This is a genomic window from Pseudomonas sp. LBUM920 (assembly GCF_003852315.1).
Lineage (GTDB): Bacteria > Pseudomonadota > Gammaproteobacteria > Pseudomonadales > Pseudomonadaceae > Aquipseudomonas.
Genome location: NZ_CP027762.1, coordinates 2,147,799 through 2,163,957 on the forward strand (window position 1 = coordinate 2,147,799; position 16,159 = coordinate 2,163,957).

Annotated in this window: 17 protein-coding genes; 8 read left to right on the forward strand and 9 right to left on the reverse strand. The window is 61.8% G+C overall.

The genetic code is table 11. The features are described 5' to 3' along the window. Window positions 1–4 precede the first annotated feature (4 nt). Both C4J83_RS10035 and C4J83_RS10040 read left to right on the forward strand, forming a co-directional pair. Window positions 5–730: a 2OG-Fe dioxygenase family protein gene (locus C4J83_RS10035; RefSeq protein ID WP_124416907.1), complete on the forward strand. Its 726-nt coding sequence runs from the start codon at window positions 5–7 to the stop codon at window positions 728–730. Then, window positions 727–1,959 carry an MFS transporter gene (locus tag C4J83_RS10040; protein WP_124416908.1) on the forward strand — a complete coding sequence of 411 codons (1,233 nt, stop codon included), beginning with the start codon at window positions 727–729 and terminating at the stop codon, window positions 1,957–1,959. Before C4J83_RS10035 ends, C4J83_RS10040 begins: the two co-directional genes overlap by 4 nt. On the opposite strand, the gene C4J83_RS10045 is transcribed toward C4J83_RS10040, so the two are convergent. From C4J83_RS10045 to C4J83_RS10060, 4 genes are all read right to left on the reverse strand, one after another. Further along, complete coding sequence (locus C4J83_RS10045; RefSeq protein ID WP_200625112.1) at window positions 1,940–2,854, reverse strand: LysR substrate-binding domain-containing protein; 915 nt, start codon at window positions 2,852–2,854, stop codon at window positions 1,940–1,942. The genes C4J83_RS10040 and C4J83_RS10045 overlap by 20 nt on opposite strands. A gap of 78 nt (window positions 2,855–2,932) precedes the next feature. Further along, window positions 2,933–4,243, reverse strand: a complete 1,311-nt coding sequence (locus C4J83_RS10050) for a dicarboxylate/amino acid:cation symporter (RefSeq protein ID WP_124416909.1) — start codon at window positions 4,241–4,243, stop codon at window positions 2,933–2,935. A 95-nt stretch (window positions 4,244–4,338) separates the two neighbouring features. Then, entirely contained in the window at window positions 4,339–5,214 is an 876-nt protein-coding gene (locus tag C4J83_RS10055; RefSeq protein ID WP_124416910.1) for an alpha/beta fold hydrolase, read from the reverse strand. A 235-nt stretch (window positions 5,215–5,449) separates the two neighbouring features. Beyond that, on the reverse strand, window positions 5,450–5,908 hold the full coding sequence (locus C4J83_RS10060; RefSeq protein WP_106580589.1) for a VOC family protein: 459 nt from the start codon (window positions 5,906–5,908) through the stop codon (window positions 5,450–5,452). A gap of 223 nt (window positions 5,909–6,131) precedes the next feature. On the opposite strand from C4J83_RS10060, the gene C4J83_RS10065 reads away from it, so the two are divergent. Genes C4J83_RS10065 through C4J83_RS10075 form a run of 3 tightly spaced genes read left to right on the forward strand, consistent with a single transcriptional unit; the run spans window position 6,132 to window position 8,823 of the window. Beyond that, window positions 6,132–7,355 carry an SfnB family sulfur acquisition oxidoreductase gene (locus tag C4J83_RS10065; RefSeq protein WP_124416911.1) on the forward strand — a complete coding sequence of 408 codons (1,224 nt, stop codon included), beginning with the start codon at window positions 6,132–6,134 and terminating at the stop codon, window positions 7,353–7,355. Window positions 7,356–7,358: 3 nt separating this feature from the next. Next, window positions 7,359–8,024, forward strand: a complete 666-nt coding sequence (locus C4J83_RS10070; RefSeq protein ID WP_124416912.1) for a methionine ABC transporter permease — start codon at window positions 7,359–7,361, stop codon at window positions 8,022–8,024. 28 nt (window positions 8,025–8,052) lie between these two features. After that, window positions 8,053–8,823: a MetQ/NlpA family ABC transporter substrate-binding protein gene (locus tag C4J83_RS10075; protein WP_106580592.1), complete on the forward strand. Its 771-nt coding sequence runs from the start codon at window positions 8,053–8,055 to the stop codon at window positions 8,821–8,823. Between the two features lie 122 nt (window positions 8,824–8,945). On the opposite strand, the gene soxR is transcribed toward C4J83_RS10075, so the two are convergent. Beyond that, window positions 8,946–9,395, reverse strand: a complete 450-nt coding sequence (soxR, locus tag C4J83_RS10080) for a redox-sensitive transcriptional activator SoxR (RefSeq protein WP_106580593.1) — start codon at window positions 9,393–9,395, stop codon at window positions 8,946–8,948. Between the two features lie 99 nt (window positions 9,396–9,494). On the opposite strand from soxR, the gene C4J83_RS10085 reads away from it, so the two are divergent. Next, window positions 9,495–9,860 carry an antibiotic biosynthesis monooxygenase gene (locus tag C4J83_RS10085; protein WP_124416913.1) on the forward strand — a complete coding sequence of 122 codons (366 nt, stop codon included), beginning with the start codon at window positions 9,495–9,497 and terminating at the stop codon, window positions 9,858–9,860. Here C4J83_RS10085 and C4J83_RS10090 read toward each other — a convergent pair. The 4 genes from C4J83_RS10090 to msuE all read right to left on the reverse strand — a co-directional run bounded on the left by C4J83_RS10090 (window position 9,849) and on the right by msuE (window position 14,050). Then, a complete protein-coding gene (locus C4J83_RS10090; RefSeq protein ID WP_106580595.1) occupies window positions 9,849–10,952 on the reverse strand; it encodes a sigma-54 interaction domain-containing protein in 1,104 nt (367 codons plus the stop codon). The genes C4J83_RS10085 and C4J83_RS10090 overlap by 12 nt on opposite strands. Before the next feature lie 11 nt (window positions 10,953–10,963). Continuing rightward, window positions 10,964–12,151, reverse strand: coding sequence for an acyl-CoA dehydrogenase family protein (locus tag C4J83_RS10095; RefSeq protein WP_124416914.1), 1,188 nt, complete (start codon window positions 12,149–12,151; stop codon window positions 10,964–10,966). A gap of 183 nt (window positions 12,152–12,334) precedes the next feature. Next, entirely contained in the window at window positions 12,335–13,477 is a 1,143-nt protein-coding gene (ssuD, locus tag C4J83_RS10100; protein WP_124416915.1) for an FMNH2-dependent alkanesulfonate monooxygenase, read from the reverse strand. Between the two features lie 9 nt (window positions 13,478–13,486). Then, complete coding sequence (gene msuE, locus C4J83_RS10105) at window positions 13,487–14,050, reverse strand: FMN reductase (protein WP_106580598.1); 564 nt, start codon at window positions 14,048–14,050, stop codon at window positions 13,487–13,489. Window positions 14,051–14,449: 399 nt separating this feature from the next. Between msuE and C4J83_RS10110 the strand changes: the two genes are divergently transcribed. Both C4J83_RS10110 and C4J83_RS10115 read left to right on the forward strand, forming a co-directional pair. Further along, window positions 14,450–14,719: a hypothetical protein gene (locus C4J83_RS10110; protein ID WP_106580599.1), complete on the forward strand. Its 270-nt coding sequence runs from the start codon at window positions 14,450–14,452 to the stop codon at window positions 14,717–14,719. A gap of 233 nt (window positions 14,720–14,952) precedes the next feature. Then, window positions 14,953–16,113: a cysteine desulfurase family protein gene (locus tag C4J83_RS10115; RefSeq protein ID WP_124416916.1), complete on the forward strand. Its 1,161-nt coding sequence runs from the start codon at window positions 14,953–14,955 to the stop codon at window positions 16,111–16,113. Window positions 16,114–16,159 lie beyond the last annotated feature (46 nt).

A 16,159-nucleotide genomic window follows, 5' to 3' on the forward strand; every position in this document is an offset into this window, starting at 1 on the left:
CGCTATGGACATCCCACAGATCTCTGCGCATTTGCGCGACCATCACTACTGCCACCGTCGGGACTACGGCGCGTTGATCGGCGTTGAGCCCGGGCAAGAGCAGAGCTTTCGAGCCTACTGGGCCAATCTGGTGCGGGACGAGGCATTCAAGGCATACACCCACCGCGAGCGCCGCATCCTGCGCTATCGTCTATTGCCTTCGCGGCAGTTGCAGCTTGACCGCAACACCGCGTTCACGTCGCCGGTCACCTACGCCGTCAATTATCGGCAGGGCGTGAACCATTTGAGCTATTGCGAGGACGGCTTTATCGAGCACCCGCTGATGCAGAAGCTGTTGGCCACCGACCTCGCGGTGATTGCCCCGCACCTGGGCGAGCAGGCTTATACGATCGATATCCACCAGTTCCGCGTCCGCGCGGATGGGCAATCGAGCAGTCCGACCACCTCGGGAATTCACCAGGATGGCCTGGACTGGGTGTTCATGCACTTCATTGGCCAGAGCAACACGGTGCCGGTGGTTTCGGAAGTATTTACCTCGACGGCCGAGCAAAGCCGGGTGTTCAACCTGGCGATGGAGGCGTTTCTGGAAACCATCGTGATCAACGACCGTGGGCTCTACCATCGCGCCAGCGATGTGCGGCCCCATGCCGATGCGGCGCCGGCCTGGCGCGACGTGCTGCTGGTGAGCCTGCGCGGCGTGCCGACTGACGAAGAGGCGCAACCTGCATGAGCCATGATCCACAGCTGACCCTGTCGACGCGCAATGCCCGCTTGATCATCTTTGCCCGCGGCGTGTCGGATTTTGGCGCGTTCCTCAACCTGGTGGCGCTGTCCACCTACGTTTACTGGCTCAGCCAGAGCGTGGTGTTTGTCAGTGTGTTTCTGGCGTGCCGCGTCACCGGCGGGATTGTCGCCAGCCTGTTCGGCATTCCGTTTTTTCGGCGTTTTCCCGGACGCAGCACACTGGCCGGGCTGGACCTGGCCAGGGCATTGCTGCTGTTGCCGCTGTTGGTGCTGATACCGGCGCATCAGCTCAACGTGCTGCCCTTTATCGCGTTCGGCATTGGCTTGTGCAACTCGCTGTTTGCCATTGGCCTGAACAGCCAGCTGCCCACCTGGGTCGCGCTTGAGCAGCGGGTGAGCACCAATGCGTGGATCACGTCGGCGGCGGCGACCGGTGCGGTGTTCGGCAGCCTGCTCTCCGGTTTGTTGATTGCCACGGGCGGATTCGAGGCGGTGTTTGCCGTCAACATTGGCACCTACGTTTTGGCGGCCTGCCTGATCCTGCCGTTGCGCGCGTTGTTCTCGATCGCCGTTGCCGCGCACCGCGGGCTCGCGGCTGAATGGCGCGAGCTGACCCAAGGCCTGCGCGGCGCGCCCGTGCTGGCGGCGATGTTGTTGATCAGCATGCTCGACACCCTCGGCAGCGCCGCGCATAACGTCGGCTGGCCGGTGTTGTCGCAGTACATTTCGCCGGACACGGCCAAAACCGTCATGGGCTATCTGCTGGCGGTGTGGGCGTGCGGCAAGTTTGTCGGGGCGCGCATTGCCAGTGCGCTGTTGAAGGGCCGCGGCACTCAGGCCATGGAGCGCCTGTTCATGCTGGGCGTGGCGCTGATGTCCAGTGGCTTTATCCTGACCTTCCAGCAAACCGAGCTGTGGCTGGCGCTGCTGCTGGTGGTGTGGGCCGGGCTGGGCGATGGTGTGTCCGAGGTGGCGTTGGTCTCGCGCGCGCAAAGCGAGCCCGATAGCCTGCGCTTGCCGCTGTTCAGCCTGTTGACCCTGATCCAGATGGCCGGCTTCGGTGTGGGCATGCTGGTAGTAGGGCCGTTCTACCTGACGTGGACGCCGGCCCAGGTGATTGTGTTGTTCCATGGTCTGCCGCTGACCGCGTTGCTGGTCATGACGGTGTGGCTGGGTTACAGCGCCCACCGGAGCGTCAGATCGACAAGCCCTTGAAGTGCTCCTGCAAAAACTCCACGCAGGCTCTTAATTTCCCGGAGTAGGCCAACCGTGTCGGGTATACCGCCCACACGTTGGCACTCTGGGTGCAGTCATGCAGCACCTGCACCAGTTTGCCTTGTTCCAGCAGTGGCTTCACATCCCACATCGAGCGCAGCAATACGCCGCGCCCATCCAGCGCCCATTGCAACACGATCTCGCCGTTGTTGGAGGACAGCGGCCCGCGCACGCGCACGCTTTCAGGGGCGCCATCGCGCTCCAGGTTCCAGATGCCGAAGGCATTGTCGCGCTCCTTGAGCACCAGGCAGTCGTGCTGCTCCAGGTCACTCAATTGCTGCGGTGTGCCGCGTCGCTTGAGGTAGGACGGCGCGGCGCACAGCACCCGGCGATTGCTCACCAGGCGTCGGCCGATATGCTGGCCGGGGATGTCATCGCCTACGCGAATTTCCAGGTCAAAGCCCTCGCTGACGATATCCACCACGCGGTCGAACAGGTCCAGGCGAATTTCCAGGTCCGGGTATTGCTCGGCCAGCAAGGACAGGGCCGGCGCCACATGGTTACGACCAAAACCGAAGCTGCTGCACAGGTGCAGGTGGCCACGTGGGCTGTCGTGGGCGTCAGACAGCTCATCGGCCAGTTGCTGGAAATCTTCGAGGATGCGCACGGCCCAGCGCTGCACTCGCTCACCGTCTTCGGTCAAGGCGATGCGGCGGCTGGTACGGTGCAGCAGGCGCGTGGCCAAGGTGGTTTCGAGGATCTGGATGCGCTTGCTGACATACGCAGGCGACAGCCCCAGTTCATCGGCGGCGGCGGCGAAGCCAGCCTTGCGGATCACGGTCAGGAACACCCGCAGGTCTTCGGGTAGGGGCACGGTATCTTTCTTATGGGTCATCAGAAACAGACGTGGCGGCATGAGCCGCCAGAATAGCACCGGATCGGCGCGCCTTCCGGCACGCCCGGGCGTTATTGCTTATTCGGCAGCGATCTTCGCCTGTGCCGCCTGGGCCGCCCGCGCATGGCGGCCGCGCTTGAGGGCGATGGGCGCCATTTTCTCGCGATCCAGCTCACCTTCCCACGCCGCCACCACGAGGGCTGCGACGGCGTTGCCGATGATATTGGTCAGCGAGCGGCATTCAGCCATGAAGCGGTCAACGCCCAGGATCAACACCATCGCCGCCACCGGCACCGTCGGCACCACTGCCAGGCTGGCGGCCAATGCCACGAAGCCGGCGCCGACCACTGCACCGGCGCCCTTGGAGGTGAGCATGGCCACTGCCAGCAAGGTCAGTTGTTGTTCCAGCGGCAGGTGTGTATTGGTCGCCTGGGCCAGGAACAGCACGGCCAGGGTCATATAGATGTTGGTGCCGTCGAGGTTGAAGGTGTAGCCGGTAGGCACCACGATGCCCACCACACCTTTGGAGGCACCCAGGCTTTCAAGTTTCTGGATCAGTTGCGGCAGCGCCGATTCCGAGGAGCTGGTGCCGAGTACGATCAACAGCTCTGACTTGATATAGCCCATCAGTTTGAAAATGCTGAAACCGGCGTAACGCGCGATGCTGCCCAGCACCACTGCGACAAAGAAGAACGCGGTGAGGTAGAAGGTGCCGACCAGCTTCAGCAGCGGCAGCAGCGAGCCCACGCCGTACTTGCCGATGGTGAAGGCAATGGCGCCGAAGGCGCCGATCGGGGCGACGCGGCTGATCATGCCGACGATGCGGAAAAACACCTCGCTGGCCTGGTTGATCATGCTCACCAGCGGCCGTGCCTTTTCGCCGACCATCACCAGGCCCAGGCCGAACAATACGGAAATAAACAGTACCGGCAGGATCTCGCCCTTGGCAAAAGCGTCGAAAAACGTGCCCGGGATAACATTCAGCAGAAAGCCGGTGACGCCTTCACTGTGCTGCGCCTGGCCGACGAAACCGGCGATGGCCGAACTGTCCAGGGTCTTCACATCGATGTTGAAGCCCACGCCGGGGTGCAGCAGGTGTGCAGAGAGAATGCCGATCAGCAAGGCAATGCTGGAGACGATTTCGAAGTACAACAGCGCCTTGCCGCCGACCCGACCGACCTGCTTCACATCGTGCATGCTGGTGATGCCGGAGACCACCGTGCAGAAGATGATCGGGCCGATGATCATCTTGATCAGCTTGATAAACCCGTCGCCCAGGGGCTTGAGGTCGATGCCGACTTGCGGCCATTGATGGCCGATCAACACACCCAGCGCGATAGCGATGAGCACCTGCACATACAGGGTTCCCAGCAGTTTTTTGAGTTTCATTGTTATTATCTCAATCGTTTTTTGGGCAAGCAGAACCCGTCGCAGGCCATCAGCAGCCTGCGAGGCGGGTCTTTCAGGTCACGGGGTTACAGCATTCAGCGCAGGAAGGTCAGGACTTCGCCGAGCAATAATTCAGGCACTTCTTCGGCAATGTAATGGCCGGCCGGCAAAGCCTTGCCACGCACGTCGGTGGCGACTTTCTGCCATTCCTTGAGCGGCTCGAAACAGCGGCCGACGGTGCCTTCGGCGCCCCACATCACCAGCAACGGCAGGTTCAGGTAATGGCCAGCGTCGATATCCGCCTGGTCGTGTTCAAGGTCGATGCCGGCGGCGGCACGGTAGTCTTCGCAGATGCCGCGAGCGGTGCCCGGCAGCTGCAGGCAGCGCAGGTATTCGGCGAAGGCCTCATCGGTAAACGGCTTGAGCCCGGCACTGCGGCTGCCCATCACGCTGCGCAGGTACAGCTCGGGGTTGCTCTCGATCAGCGCTTCCGGCAACGGCGCCGGGCGTATCAGGAAGAACCAGTGCCAGTAGGCGCGGGCGAAGGCTTCGTCGGTCTGGGCGTACATCGACAGGGTGGGTGCGATGTCCAGCAGCACCATGCGTTGCACGGCGTCGGGATGGTCCAGTGCCAGGCGATGCGCGACGCGGGCGCCTCGGTCGTGGGCGAGTACCGAGAACTGCTCGAAGCCCAGAGCCTGCATCAGTTCGACGCCGTCGCGGGCCATTTCGCGTTTCGAATAGTTGGCGTGCAGGTCATCAGCCAGCGGCTTGCTGCTGTCGCCATAACCGCGCAGGTCGGCCGCCACCACGGTGAAATGCTCGGCCAGCTGTTCGGCGACTTTGTGCCAGATGACGTGGGTTTGCGGGTGCCCGTGCAGCAGGAGCAGACCGGGACCTGTACCGCCTTTGCGGTAGCTGATGTCCACGCCATTGACGTGGCACTGGTCTTTTTGGAATCCGGCGAACATGGAATGACTCCTTGTGATGATTGCCTGCATCCTGGAATCACGCGGCGTGCGGGGCAAGGGGGAAAGCGTGGAGGGGGTGTTCATGAAGTGTGTAGGAGCCTCAACCTTCCAACACTGAGCACTGCTGTGGGTGCTGGCTTGCGCGATGGCATCGCCGCGGTCTTGCTGACGTACCGAGGTGCCTGCATCGCAGGCAAGCCAGCGCCCACATGGGATATGTATTGATGTTGAGATTTCAACCTTGCTTGAACATCGCCATCGCCCGCTCCCGGATCTGCGTTTCGGTCAGGTTTTCCTTGCGCGTAGCCAAAAACCACAAGTGCCCGAACGGGTCTTTCACGCTCGCCGAGCGGTCGCCATAGAACTGGTCCTTGGGCTCGGACACCACGCTGGCACCGGCCGCAACGGCTTGTTCGAATTGCGCATCCACGTCGTTCACGTACAGGTGCAGACCGACACTGGTGTGCTCAGCCGGGTTACGCAGGGCCATGTCTGCGCAGGGCGAGCCGAGCATGAGCGCCGAATCGCCAATGCGCAGCTCGGCGTGGCCGACCTTGCCGTCGGGCATGTCCAGGCGCATGACCTGGGTGGCGCCGAAGGCTTTCTTATAAAACTCGATGGCCTCGCTCGCGTTGTCGATGCCCATGTAGGGCGTGACGCTGTGATAACCCTCTGGGATAGGTTTAACGCTCATATCGTTCTCCTTGGTGGTGGTTGTGGAGGCAGGCTTTTTCACTATAGGCCACGTATCGCGCGGCCTGCAGCTAGCCGACGAGTGTTGGCCAAGCAACAGTGAACAGGCAGATTGCTGCGCTGCAAGCGGCTCCGGGCCTCGCTGCCGTGGGCAAACCCCCGGTTTCAGGGCGCGGCACAGAAGCTGCAATAGACCAGGCAAACCATTCGCCCGAGAGCGTTGTATGCCTGTACTGCCTGTAGCTGCCGATTACCCCATTCACACGCCCCACGCCGAGCTGATCCGCGATGAAGCCCAGGCGATTGCCGTCGCCCACCAAGTCGCCGCCGTACTGCTGGAGCACGACGCCGAACGTGACCGCACCCGTCAGGTGCCCGCCGAGGTGGTGGACCTGTATTCCAACAGCGGCCTGTGGGGCATCAGCGTGCCGCGCGAGTTTGGTGGCGCCCAGGTGTCCTACGCGGTGCTGGCCCAGGTGATTGCGATTATCTCGGCGGCCGACCCGTCGCTGGGGCAAATCCCGCAGAACCATTACTGCCTGCTGGAAGATATCCGCCTGCAAGGCACTGCCGAGCAGCAGGCGCATTTTTTTGGCCTGGCGCTGCAGGGCCATCGTTTTGCCAATGCGCTGTCGGAAACCGGCGGCAAGAACGTGCAGGATATCCAGGCCACTGTTCGGCGCGCGGGCGACGGCTATGTGATCAACGGCCGCAAAGGTTATTGCACCGGTTCGCTGTACGCCCACTGGCTGGCGGTGCTGGCGCTGGATGAGCAGCAACATGCACAGCTGGCTTTCGTAAAACGCGGCACCGAAGGGCTGGTGGTCGTCGATGACTGGGACAGCATGGGCCAGCGCACCACCTCCAGCGGCACTGTGCTTGCACAGGACCTGCGGGTGCCGGCCTTCAATCTGTTTCCTACGCACAAATCCTACGATTCCCCGACCCTGGCCGGCCCTTTCGCACAGCTGACCACCGCCGCCATCGATGCCGGGATCGCCCGCGCCGCCTTGCGCGACACCGTGCAGTTCGTGCAGCAATTTGCCCGGCCGTGGATCGACGCCGGGGTGGAAAAAGCCAGTGAAGACCCGCTGACCATCATTCAGGTCGGTGCCCTGGATATTCGCCTGGAAGCTGCCGAAGTCTTGTTGGAACGCGCCGGTCTGGCCCTGGACGCGGCACGTCCGGCGCCGAATGAAGACAACGTCGCCCACGCCTCCCTGGCCGTAGCGCGGGCCAAGGTGCTGACCACCGAGATTGCCATCGAAGCCAGCAACAAATTGTTCGAACTGGGCGGTACGCGTTCGACGCTGAAAAAACACAACTTCGACCGCCACTGGCGCAATGCGCGGGTACACACGTTGCACGACCCGGTGCGCTGGAAATACCACGTGGTGGGCAACTGGTTGCTCAATGGCACCAAGCCGCCACGTCACGACTGGTCGTAAGCCATGGCCGAATTGTTCAAGCACATTTATTGGGCCGACATCGGCCAAGCCTGCCTGGAAACCCTGAGCATGCTCGGCGCCGCCCTGGGTTTTACCGTGTTGCTGGGGTTGCCGCTGGGCGTGCTGCTGTTTCTGACCGGCAAGCATCAATTGCACGAAGCGCGGGTGGTGTATCGGCTGTTGTCGGTGGTGGTCAACGTGCTGCGTTCGCTGCCGTTCATCATCCTGCTGATTGTGCTCATCCCGCTGACCACCTTGCTGGTCGGCACCTCACTTGGGGTGCCGGGCACCATCCCGCCGCTGGTGGTGGGTTGCACGCCGTTTTTTGCACGGCTGGTGGAAACCGCGTTGCGCGAAGTCGACCGCGGCGTGGTCGAGGCCACCCAGTCCATGGGCGCCAGCACCTGGCAGGTGATCCGCCACACGCTGCTGCCGGAGGCCCGCGGTGGGCTGCTGGCGGCGGTGACCGTGACCGCCATTGTGCTGGTGGACTACACCGCCATGGCCGGCGTGATCGGTGGCGGTGGCCTCGGCGACCTGGCGATTCGCTACGGCTACCAGCGGTTCCAGACCGACGTAATGGTGGTCACCGTGCTGCTTTTGCTGGTGCTGGTGCAGGCCCTGCAGATGACCGGTGACCGTTTGGTGGCGCGCTACAGCCGCCGTTAATTCTTATAAAGCTGATCGTGGAGCATTCATGAAAAAGTCCCTGGCCATCTTGGCCGCTGTCCTGTCGTTCAATGCGTTCGCCAACGAGACATTGGTGGTGGGCGCGACCCCCGTGCCCCATGCGGAAATCCTCGAGTTCGTCAAACCGGTACTGGCCAAGGAAGGCGTGGACCTGCAGATCAAAGTCTTCACCGACTTTATCCAGCCCAACCAGCAGCTGGCGCTGAAGAACATCGACGCCAACTACTACCAGTACCGGCCGTTTCTGGATGATTACAACAAGACTCGCCACACCGACCTGGTGCCGGTAGTGGGCGTGCACATCGAGCCGTTTGGCGCTTATTCGACGCGGATCAAGAACATTGCTGAATTGCAGGACGGCGCCACCGTGTCGATCCCTAACGACCCGGTGAATACCGGCCGCGCGCTGGTGCTGCTGGATGAAGCCGGGCTGATCAAACTCAAGGACCCGAGCAACACCCTCAGTACCCCGCGTGATATTGCGCAAAATCCCAAGCACCTGAAAATCCGCGAACTGGAAGGCGCCTTGCTGGCCCGCTCGGTGAGCCAGGTGGACCTGGCGTTTGTGTTTGCCAATTACGCGCTGGAGGCGGGGATCGATACCAACAGTGCATTGATTGTGGAGAAGGGCAAATCGCTGTACGTCGAGTACCTGGTGGCGCGGCCGGATAATATCAACGACCCGCGCATCCAGAAGCTGGCCAAGGCGTTGAACTCCGACGAAGTGCGCCAGTTTATTTTGACGCGCTACAAAGGCCAGATCGCGCCCGGCTTCTGAGCCTCAACTGAGATCAAATGTGGGCGCAGGCTTGCCTGCGATAGCATCACCACGGCGTGCCTGGGGTACCGAGGTGCCTGCATCGCAGGCAAGCCAGCGCCCACATTGATCAAGTCTGCAGGTCAGGAGGGTGGCGTCGGTTCCAGCAACTGCGCCCCCGGCCCGCGCTCGCCGAGCTGGTCATCCTGATTGCGCAGCGGGCATGCCTCCAGCGACAAACACCCACAGCCGATACACCCGCTGAGCTTGTCGCGCAGCAGCAATAATTTGTTGATCCGAGCGTCCAGGTCCTCACGCCACAGCGCCGACAAGCGTTCCCAGTCTTCAGTGGTGGGCGTGCGCTCGTCCGGCAAGGTTTTAAGCGCCTCGCCAATTGTCGCCAGCGGAATGCCCAAACGCTGGGCGATCTTGATTACCACCACCCGGCGCAACACATCACGTGGGTAGCGCCGTTGGTTGCCGGCATTGCGCTGGCTCTTGATCAGTCCCTTGGACTCATAAAAATGCAGGGCCGTAACCGCCACGCCACTGCGGGCGGCCAATTGGCCGACGGTGAGTGCTTTGTTGAGCATGAAAACTCCGAAACAATGCTTGACCTTGACTTAACTAGAGGTTTTACCCTGCGTGGCATCGAATCGCAAGATTTTGCCTACACAGAAAGGGGAGTGTTCATGCAGGTATCAGAGAAGAATCGCAGCTTCACTCAATTGATCGAATTTCAGATCGAGCCCCGGCAGCAACTCGCGCTGGTGGCGGCCTTGTCCACCCAAAGCGAGCGCCTGGCCCAGGGCCATGGCGGCTTTATCAATGCGAGTGTGCAGGTCAGCGACGACGGCCGGCGGGTGCTCAACTACCTGCAATGGCGCTCGCGCGAGGAGGGCGAGGCAGCCTTCAAATGCTTTGAGCATGGCGAGGAAGATTTCTGGACGCTGATCCGCGCCCACCAGGCCACGGCGGTGACCTTTGACTCGTTCCAGGTACTGCGCAGCTTTGAGCGCAGCCATGACAACGCGTTGCACTGTCGCCTAAATGGATAGGTGCAACATGCGCTCGCCTTGCACGTTTTCACCGGGCCTGCGCTTGTTTACCGCCAGCTCACCGATCTTGATCAGGCGTGTGCGTGTGACGTTGCGGCTCAGGCCCAGCAGGTTGGCGGTGTGCACCTGGTTGTAATGGCTGAAGCGGTAGGCGGCGCGCAATAACGCGTCCTCGACCTTCTCATGCAGGGCGCCGGCCTGTTCCTCGAAGAGCTTTTGAAACGCGCGCGCCAGCAGGGCTTCGGCGCTGTTGTCGGTGCCGTGCTGGCTGTCGTCCTGGCGCTCGATGCGCATGTTCGACAAGCGCAGATCATCGCGCTCGATCACGCCATTCCGGCAGATCAGCAGGGTGTGGTGAATCACGTTCTCCAGCTCGCGAATATTGCCCGGCCAGCTGTAGCTTTTGAGTTTGTGCTCGGCCTCTCGGCTGATGGTGATCGGGCCGTAACCCAGGCGCTGGCTGTAGGCTTCGATGAAGTGCCGGGTCAGCGGCAGGATATCGCCGGGGCGTTCGCGCAGCGGGCTGAGTTCCAGGCTGACCACGTCGAGGCGGTAGTAGAGGTCTTCGCGAAAATGCCCGGCGTTAATGGCCTTTTCCAACTGCACGTTGGTGGCCGCCAGTACCCGCACATCAATAGGAATGCTCTTGCGTGAGCCCAGGCGCACCACTTCACGCTCCTGCAACACGCGCAGCAGCTTGACCTGGATCGCCATCGGCAAGTCGCCGATCTCATCGAGGAACAAGGTGCCGCCGTCGGCCTCTTCGAACCATCCGGCCTTGGCGCTGAGGGCACCGGTAAACGCGCCTTTTTCATGGCCGAACAGTTCGGCTTCCACCAGCGACTCGGAGAATGCGCCACAGTTGACCGCCACGAACGGCCGGTTGCGGCGCGCGCTCAGGTTATGGATGTGGCGTGCCACCAGCTCTTTACCGGTGCCGGTCTCGCCGATGATCAGCACGCTCGCTTCGCTGGGCGCCACTTGCTGGATGTGGTCGAGCAGGGCCTGGGATTTGGGGTCTTCGAAGACCTGGGCCGTGGCGCGGATCGAGGTCGCAAGGGCGGGCGAGGGCGGTAAGGTTAAAAGCTGCATGGGCACCTCTTTTAGGAATAGAACGTGGGAATCGGCAGGGACTGGTTCAACGCCCACTCCCCCAGTTCGTGAAGTTTGTAGTCCACCGGGTCGTGCAAGGTTTGTGTGCGCAGGTTGCGCCAATGGCGGTCCAGGCGCAGTGAGGCGTGGGTGGAGCGCGCGCCGGTGACTTCAAACAGCCGGCTGCATATCTCCAGGCCCTGGCGGGTGGCGGCGACCTTGGCGGTGGCAATCGCGATGGCCAGTTGGCCGCGTTCGTGCTCGCTGAGCTTGGCGCCTTTCGCCCAGGCCTGGTCGAGCAGATCGGCGGCGCGCTCGACCAGCAGGCGCACGCCTTCCAGCGCCACCCAGAATTCGCCGTAGTGGCGCAGCACGTAAGGGTCCTGGCGTACATCGTTGGCCGTGGATTTGTGCCATGAGCGGGTTTCGGTCAGGGTGTAGTTGCGCGCTTCTTCAAAGGCGCCCTCGGCAATCCCGAGAAACATGTGCGTGAACGTCAGTTGCGCGATCAGTGGGCGCAGGCAGGCGAAGGGCGTGCTCAGTGGGCCTGGATCGAGCAGCAGTTCCGATTCTTCGACACGCACCCGTTCAAAGCTGGCGCTGCCGCTGTCGGTCTGGCGCTGGCCGATGTTGTTCCAGTCATTGTGCAAGGTGATGCCGCTGCGCCCGCTGGGGATGGCCGCGATCAACAGTTTGCCGCCGGCACTTTCATCCACCGCCGAGGCGATGAGCATTTCCGAGTCAGTGGCGCCGGAACAGAAACTTTTTTTGCCCGAGAATTCGCGCCAGCCGCCGAAATCCTTGACCACCGTGCGCGTGTCCAGCGGGTTGAGGGCATTGCCCCAGAACCAGTTTTTGCGCGCGGTCTGTTCGAACCAGGGTTGCCATTGGTCCGGGCGTGCAAACAGGCGCACGGTGGCGAGCATCAAGTGGTGGAAGCCAAAGACATGGGCGATGGAGCTGTCGACCTTGGCGAATTCGCGCACGATGCCCAGGGTTTCGCTCCAACGCGCGCCGAGGCCGCCGTACTGCGTGGGTATGCTCAGGGCCAGCAGGCCGCTGTGGCGCAGGGCGTCACGTTCGGCTTTCGGGGTGCCGCCACGCTCGTCGCGCTCAACAGCGGTGAGGGCGAATTCGGCGGCCAGCAGTTTGGCGGTTTGCAGCGGCGATGGCAGGACGCTGTGGGGGTTGGCTGTCACGGGGTTTCCTCAATTGGCTCAGAAGCCGTGCGCTGTAGGTCTGGCAATGCAGCTCAAGTGTGGGAGCTGGCTTGCCTGCGATGGCATCAACCGGGGTTCACTGAAACACCGAGTCGCCTGTATCGCGGGCAAGCCCGGCTCCCACAGAAAAGCAGTTGCCCTATCAGGCCGATTTGAGCGTGCTCAGGCCTTTGTTTTGGGCAGCACATCATTGGCAATCATTTCGCCAAACGGGCCGGTGAGGTTAGTGATGCCGCGCCCGGCCAGGCTGGCGTAGGGTTCCGGCAGCAGCGGGAACACAAGCTCAGCAAAGCGATAGGCCTCTTCCAGGTGCGGGTAGCCGGAGAAAATAAAGCTCTCGATACCCAGGTCGGCGTATTCCTTGATGCGCTCGGCGACTTGCTGCGGGTTACCGACCAATGCTGTACCGGCACCGCCTCGGACCAGGCCGACGCCAGCCCACAGGTTGGGGGCGATTTCCAGGTTGTCGCGGCGCCCATCGTGCAAGGCGGCCATGCGGCGCTGCCCTTCGGAGTCAAAGCGCGAGAAGGATTTTTGCGCGGCCGCGATGGTTTCGTCGCTGATGTGCTCGATCAGTTTGTCGGCGGCTTTCCAGGCGTCTTCTTCGGTTTCGCGCACGATCACGTGCAGGCGAATGCCGAACTTGACGGTGCGGCCGTGGCGTGCGGCGCGTTCACGCACATCCGCGAGTTTTTCCGCGACGGCGGCGGGCGGCTCGCCCCAGGTCAGGTACACGTCCACCTGTTCGGCAGCCAAGTCGTGGGCGGCGTCTGAAGAACCGCCGAAGTACAGCGGCGGATATGGCTTCTGCACCGGTGGGTAAAGGGCCTTGGCGTTCTGTACACGCAGGTGTTTGCCTTCAAAATCTACCGATTCGCCCTGCAACACACGGCGCCAGATCTGCAGGAATTCGTCGGAGACTTCGTAGCGTTCGCTGTGGTCTAGGAAACTGCCGTCACCGCGGTTTTCGTCGGGGTCGCCGCCAGTCACCACATTGATCAGCAAGCGACCGCTGGACAGCCGATCCAGTGTGGCGGCCATGCGCGCCGAGACGGTGGGCGAGATGATGCCCGGACGAATCGCCACCAGATAACGCAGGCGTTCGGTCAACGGCACCAGCGCCGAGGCGATGACCCAGGAGTCTTCGCACGAACGACCGGTAGGAATCAGTACGCCGTAGTAGCCCAGGTTGTCAGCCGCCTGCGCCACTTGTTTCAGATAATTGAGGGTGACCGGGCGTGCACCCTGGGTGGTGCCCAGGTAGTGACCGTCGCCGTGCGTCGGCAGAAACCAGAAAACATCCATGACAAATCCTTAAGCGATTTTCAGCAGAGAGGGGGAGTGCGCGGCAAACAAAGGTGCTGCGCGTTCTGCGGCAAGGCGTATGCGGCCCTTCAAGGGCTCGCTGGTGATTTGGTAGTCGGTGAAGTCGGCTTCGGTGGCGTACACACCGATCGGCAAGGTCAGTGCCTGGAAGAAGCTGAACAGCGGGCGCAGCTGATGATCGAGCACCAGCGCGTGACGTTCGCTGCCGCCGGTGGCGGCGAGCAATACCGGCGTGTTGATCAGCGAGTTGAGGCCGACCAGATCGAACAAGTGCTTGAGCAGGCCGGGGTAGGAGCCGCGGTACACCGGTGCGGCGACGATCAGCAGGTCGGCCTGTTCGATGGCCAACAGTTGCGATTCAACCTCGGCCGGCAGTTCGTCACGCGACAGGGCACCGCCCAATGGCCGGGCGATGTCGCCCAGTTCGATCAGCGTGGTCTGGATCGGCAGTAACGTCGCCAGTTCGGCCAACACGGCCTGGGTCAGCACCAGGGTGCGCGAGGGGCGCCAGGTTCCGCCGGAGAGGGCAACGACATTCAGGGGACGGGTCATGAACAGTTCCTTTATCAACAGGGGTACATAGCGGGTGAAGTGGAACGTGTTGAGCAAGAGCTGTACCAACGGCTGGAAGCCTTGATGGGCGTGGGCTTCAGGCTCACTGGTGAAAAGTGGAGCTGTTGGCTGACTGGTGTTTTGTTGAATGACTGTTGCTGGTGCAACAGTTGCGTGGCGAACAGTGTTGATTCGAGATGGGCTATTTATAGAGGGTTAGGTTTATTCCGTAAATGAACGTATTTCCATATTTATAGATCTTAAATGAATATGCATTGCTGGCTATCGCAGGTCTCTGAACGGTTGATAGCGACTATCACGGCGGGTGATTTTTCACCGTGCAGAGGCGGGAGTAGCCTGTGTTCATTGACTCGAAACCTCCTTCGCAGGGCCTCCACCATGAACCATTTTCTGGCTGTTTCCGTACTGGTTGTCAGCGCCGTCCTCGCCGGCTGTGCGACCCATCCATCACCTGAATCCCGCCCTTACACGGCTGAAGAAACCAAGCAATTGGCCCTGGAAGCGCTGAGCCGTCGCGGCTTGTCGTTTGATGAATACCAGCAGCAGCGCGCCGCACTGACCGCTCAGCCACAGAAGCCTTTCGGTTTTGATCACCAAGGCGAAATGAACGCCGAACGCAGCGTGGTGCTGCATGGTCGTCCCAGTTGAGCCGGCGCTCAGCAGCAAAAAGCCCGAGGATTCCCCTAAGGAACCTCGGGCTTTTTGTTTGCCATTGGGCTACTTCAGCCTGTTAAGCTGAATTTCAGGAGCGTTCCTACGCACATTTGCATAAAGTTGTTCTTCTTTAATGGCATTCGATCGGTTAAACCTGACGACCTCTGTTCCGGTTGATGCCCCTGAGACGTTGCTCTCGGGAACACGCTCTGCGAGTCTTAAACGTCATGAATAAACGTCCGTTGTATTTCGACTACGCCGCCACCACGCCGGTGGATGAGCGGGTCATCCAGGTGATGGTCGAGTGCCTGGGCTTCAATGCCAATTTCGGTAACCCCGCGTCCAGTTCCCATGCGTACGGCCAGGCGGCCCGGCAAACGGTTGAACAGGCGCGGCGCCAGGTCGCCGAGCTGGTCGGTGCCAGCCCTGAGCAGATCGTCTGGACTTCCGGCGCGACTGAATCCAACAACCTCGCGATCAAGGGTGTGGCCCAGGCGCGCGGGGTGGCGGGCGGGCACATCATCACCAGCCAGATCGAACACAAGGCCACACTGGACACCGCGCGTCAGTTGCAGGAAGCCGGGGTGGCCGTCACTTATCTGGTGCCGGACGCCGATGGGCTGATCAGCGCCACCGCGGTGAGTGAAGCGTTACGTGACGACACCTTTCTGGTGTCCCTGATGCTGGTCAATAACGAATTGGGCACCTTGAACGACATCCCTGCCATCGGCGCACGGGTGCGTGAGCACGGCGCGCTGCTGCATGTGGATGCCGCGCAAGGTGCCGGCAAAGTCGCGATCGACCTGGCTGAATGGCCGGTGGACTTGATGTCGTTTTCTGCGCACAAACTGTACGGCCCCAAGGGCATCGGCGCGTTGTATGTCGGCCCGCGAGCGCAGCAAAAAGTGTTGGCGCAGATTCACGGGGGTGGTCACGAAGGCGGCCTGCGCTCCGGCACCCTGGCGACCCATCAGATTGCGGGCATGGGCACCGCGTTTGCCTTGGCGGCGCAGTCCTTTACCGAGGAAAAGGCCACCATCGTCGCCTTGCGCCAGCGCCTGCTCGACCAGTTGGAAGCAGTGGCGGGCGTGCGCCTCAACGGCAGCGCCACACAGCGCATTCCTCATACGCTCAGCCTGACGTTCAGTGAAGGTGAGTTCAATTCCGCCGCACTCAGTGCCGGCATGGCGTTCTCGGCGACCTCGGCGTGTAATTCCGCGAGCAACGCGCCGTCCCACGTGCTTCTGGCCCTGGGCCATGACGCGCGCAGCGCTGGCCGTACCATTCGCCTGAGCCTGGGCCGGTTTACCACCGAACAGGACATCGATCAGGCCGTGCAGTTGATCAAAGCCGCACTCGCCAGTGCCCCGGCGTTCTGGGCGGTCTGATTTTTCATTCGCAACACATAACAATTATTAGTGGTTAGCAGGAGAC

Coding starts and splice junctions, on each gene's coding strand:
- C4J83_RS10035 (WP_124416907.1), top strand. CDS start 5: ATGGACATCCCACAGATCTCTGCGCATTTGCGCGACCATCACTACTGC.
- C4J83_RS10040 (WP_124416908.1), top strand. CDS start 727: ATGAGCCATGATCCACAGCTGACCCTGTCGACGCGCAATGCCCGCTTG.
- C4J83_RS10045 (WP_200625112.1), bottom strand. CDS start 2,854: ATGACCCATAAGAAAGATACCGTGCCCCTACCCGAAGACCTGCGGGTG.
- C4J83_RS10050 (WP_124416909.1), bottom strand. CDS start 4,243: ATGAAACTCAAAAAACTGCTGGGAACCCTGTATGTGCAGGTGCTCATC.
- C4J83_RS10055 (WP_124416910.1), bottom strand. CDS start 5,214: ATGTTCGCCGGATTCCAAAAAGACCAGTGCCACGTCAATGGCGTGGAC.
- C4J83_RS10060 (WP_106580589.1), bottom strand. CDS start 5,908: ATGAGCGTTAAACCTATCCCAGAGGGTTATCACAGCGTCACGCCCTAC.
- C4J83_RS10065 (WP_124416911.1), top strand. CDS start 6,132: ATGCCTGTACTGCCTGTAGCTGCCGATTACCCCATTCACACGCCCCAC.
- C4J83_RS10070 (WP_124416912.1), top strand. CDS start 7,359: ATGGCCGAATTGTTCAAGCACATTTATTGGGCCGACATCGGCCAAGCC.
- C4J83_RS10075 (WP_106580592.1), top strand. CDS start 8,053: ATGAAAAAGTCCCTGGCCATCTTGGCCGCTGTCCTGTCGTTCAATGCG.
- soxR (WP_106580593.1), bottom strand. CDS start 9,395: ATGCTCAACAAAGCACTCACCGTCGGCCAATTGGCCGCCCGCAGTGGC.
- C4J83_RS10085 (WP_124416913.1), top strand. CDS start 9,495: ATGCAGGTATCAGAGAAGAATCGCAGCTTCACTCAATTGATCGAATTT.
- C4J83_RS10090 (WP_106580595.1), bottom strand. CDS start 10,952: ATGCAGCTTTTAACCTTACCGCCCTCGCCCGCCCTTGCGACCTCGATC.
- ssuD (WP_124416915.1), bottom strand. CDS start 13,477: ATGGATGTTTTCTGGTTTCTGCCGACGCACGGCGACGGTCACTACCTG.
- msuE (WP_106580598.1), bottom strand. CDS start 14,050: ATGACCCGTCCCCTGAATGTCGTTGCCCTCTCCGGCGGAACCTGGCGC.
- C4J83_RS10110 (WP_106580599.1), top strand. CDS start 14,450: ATGAACCATTTTCTGGCTGTTTCCGTACTGGTTGTCAGCGCCGTCCTC.
- C4J83_RS10115 (WP_124416916.1), top strand. CDS start 14,953: ATGAATAAACGTCCGTTGTATTTCGACTACGCCGCCACCACGCCGGTG.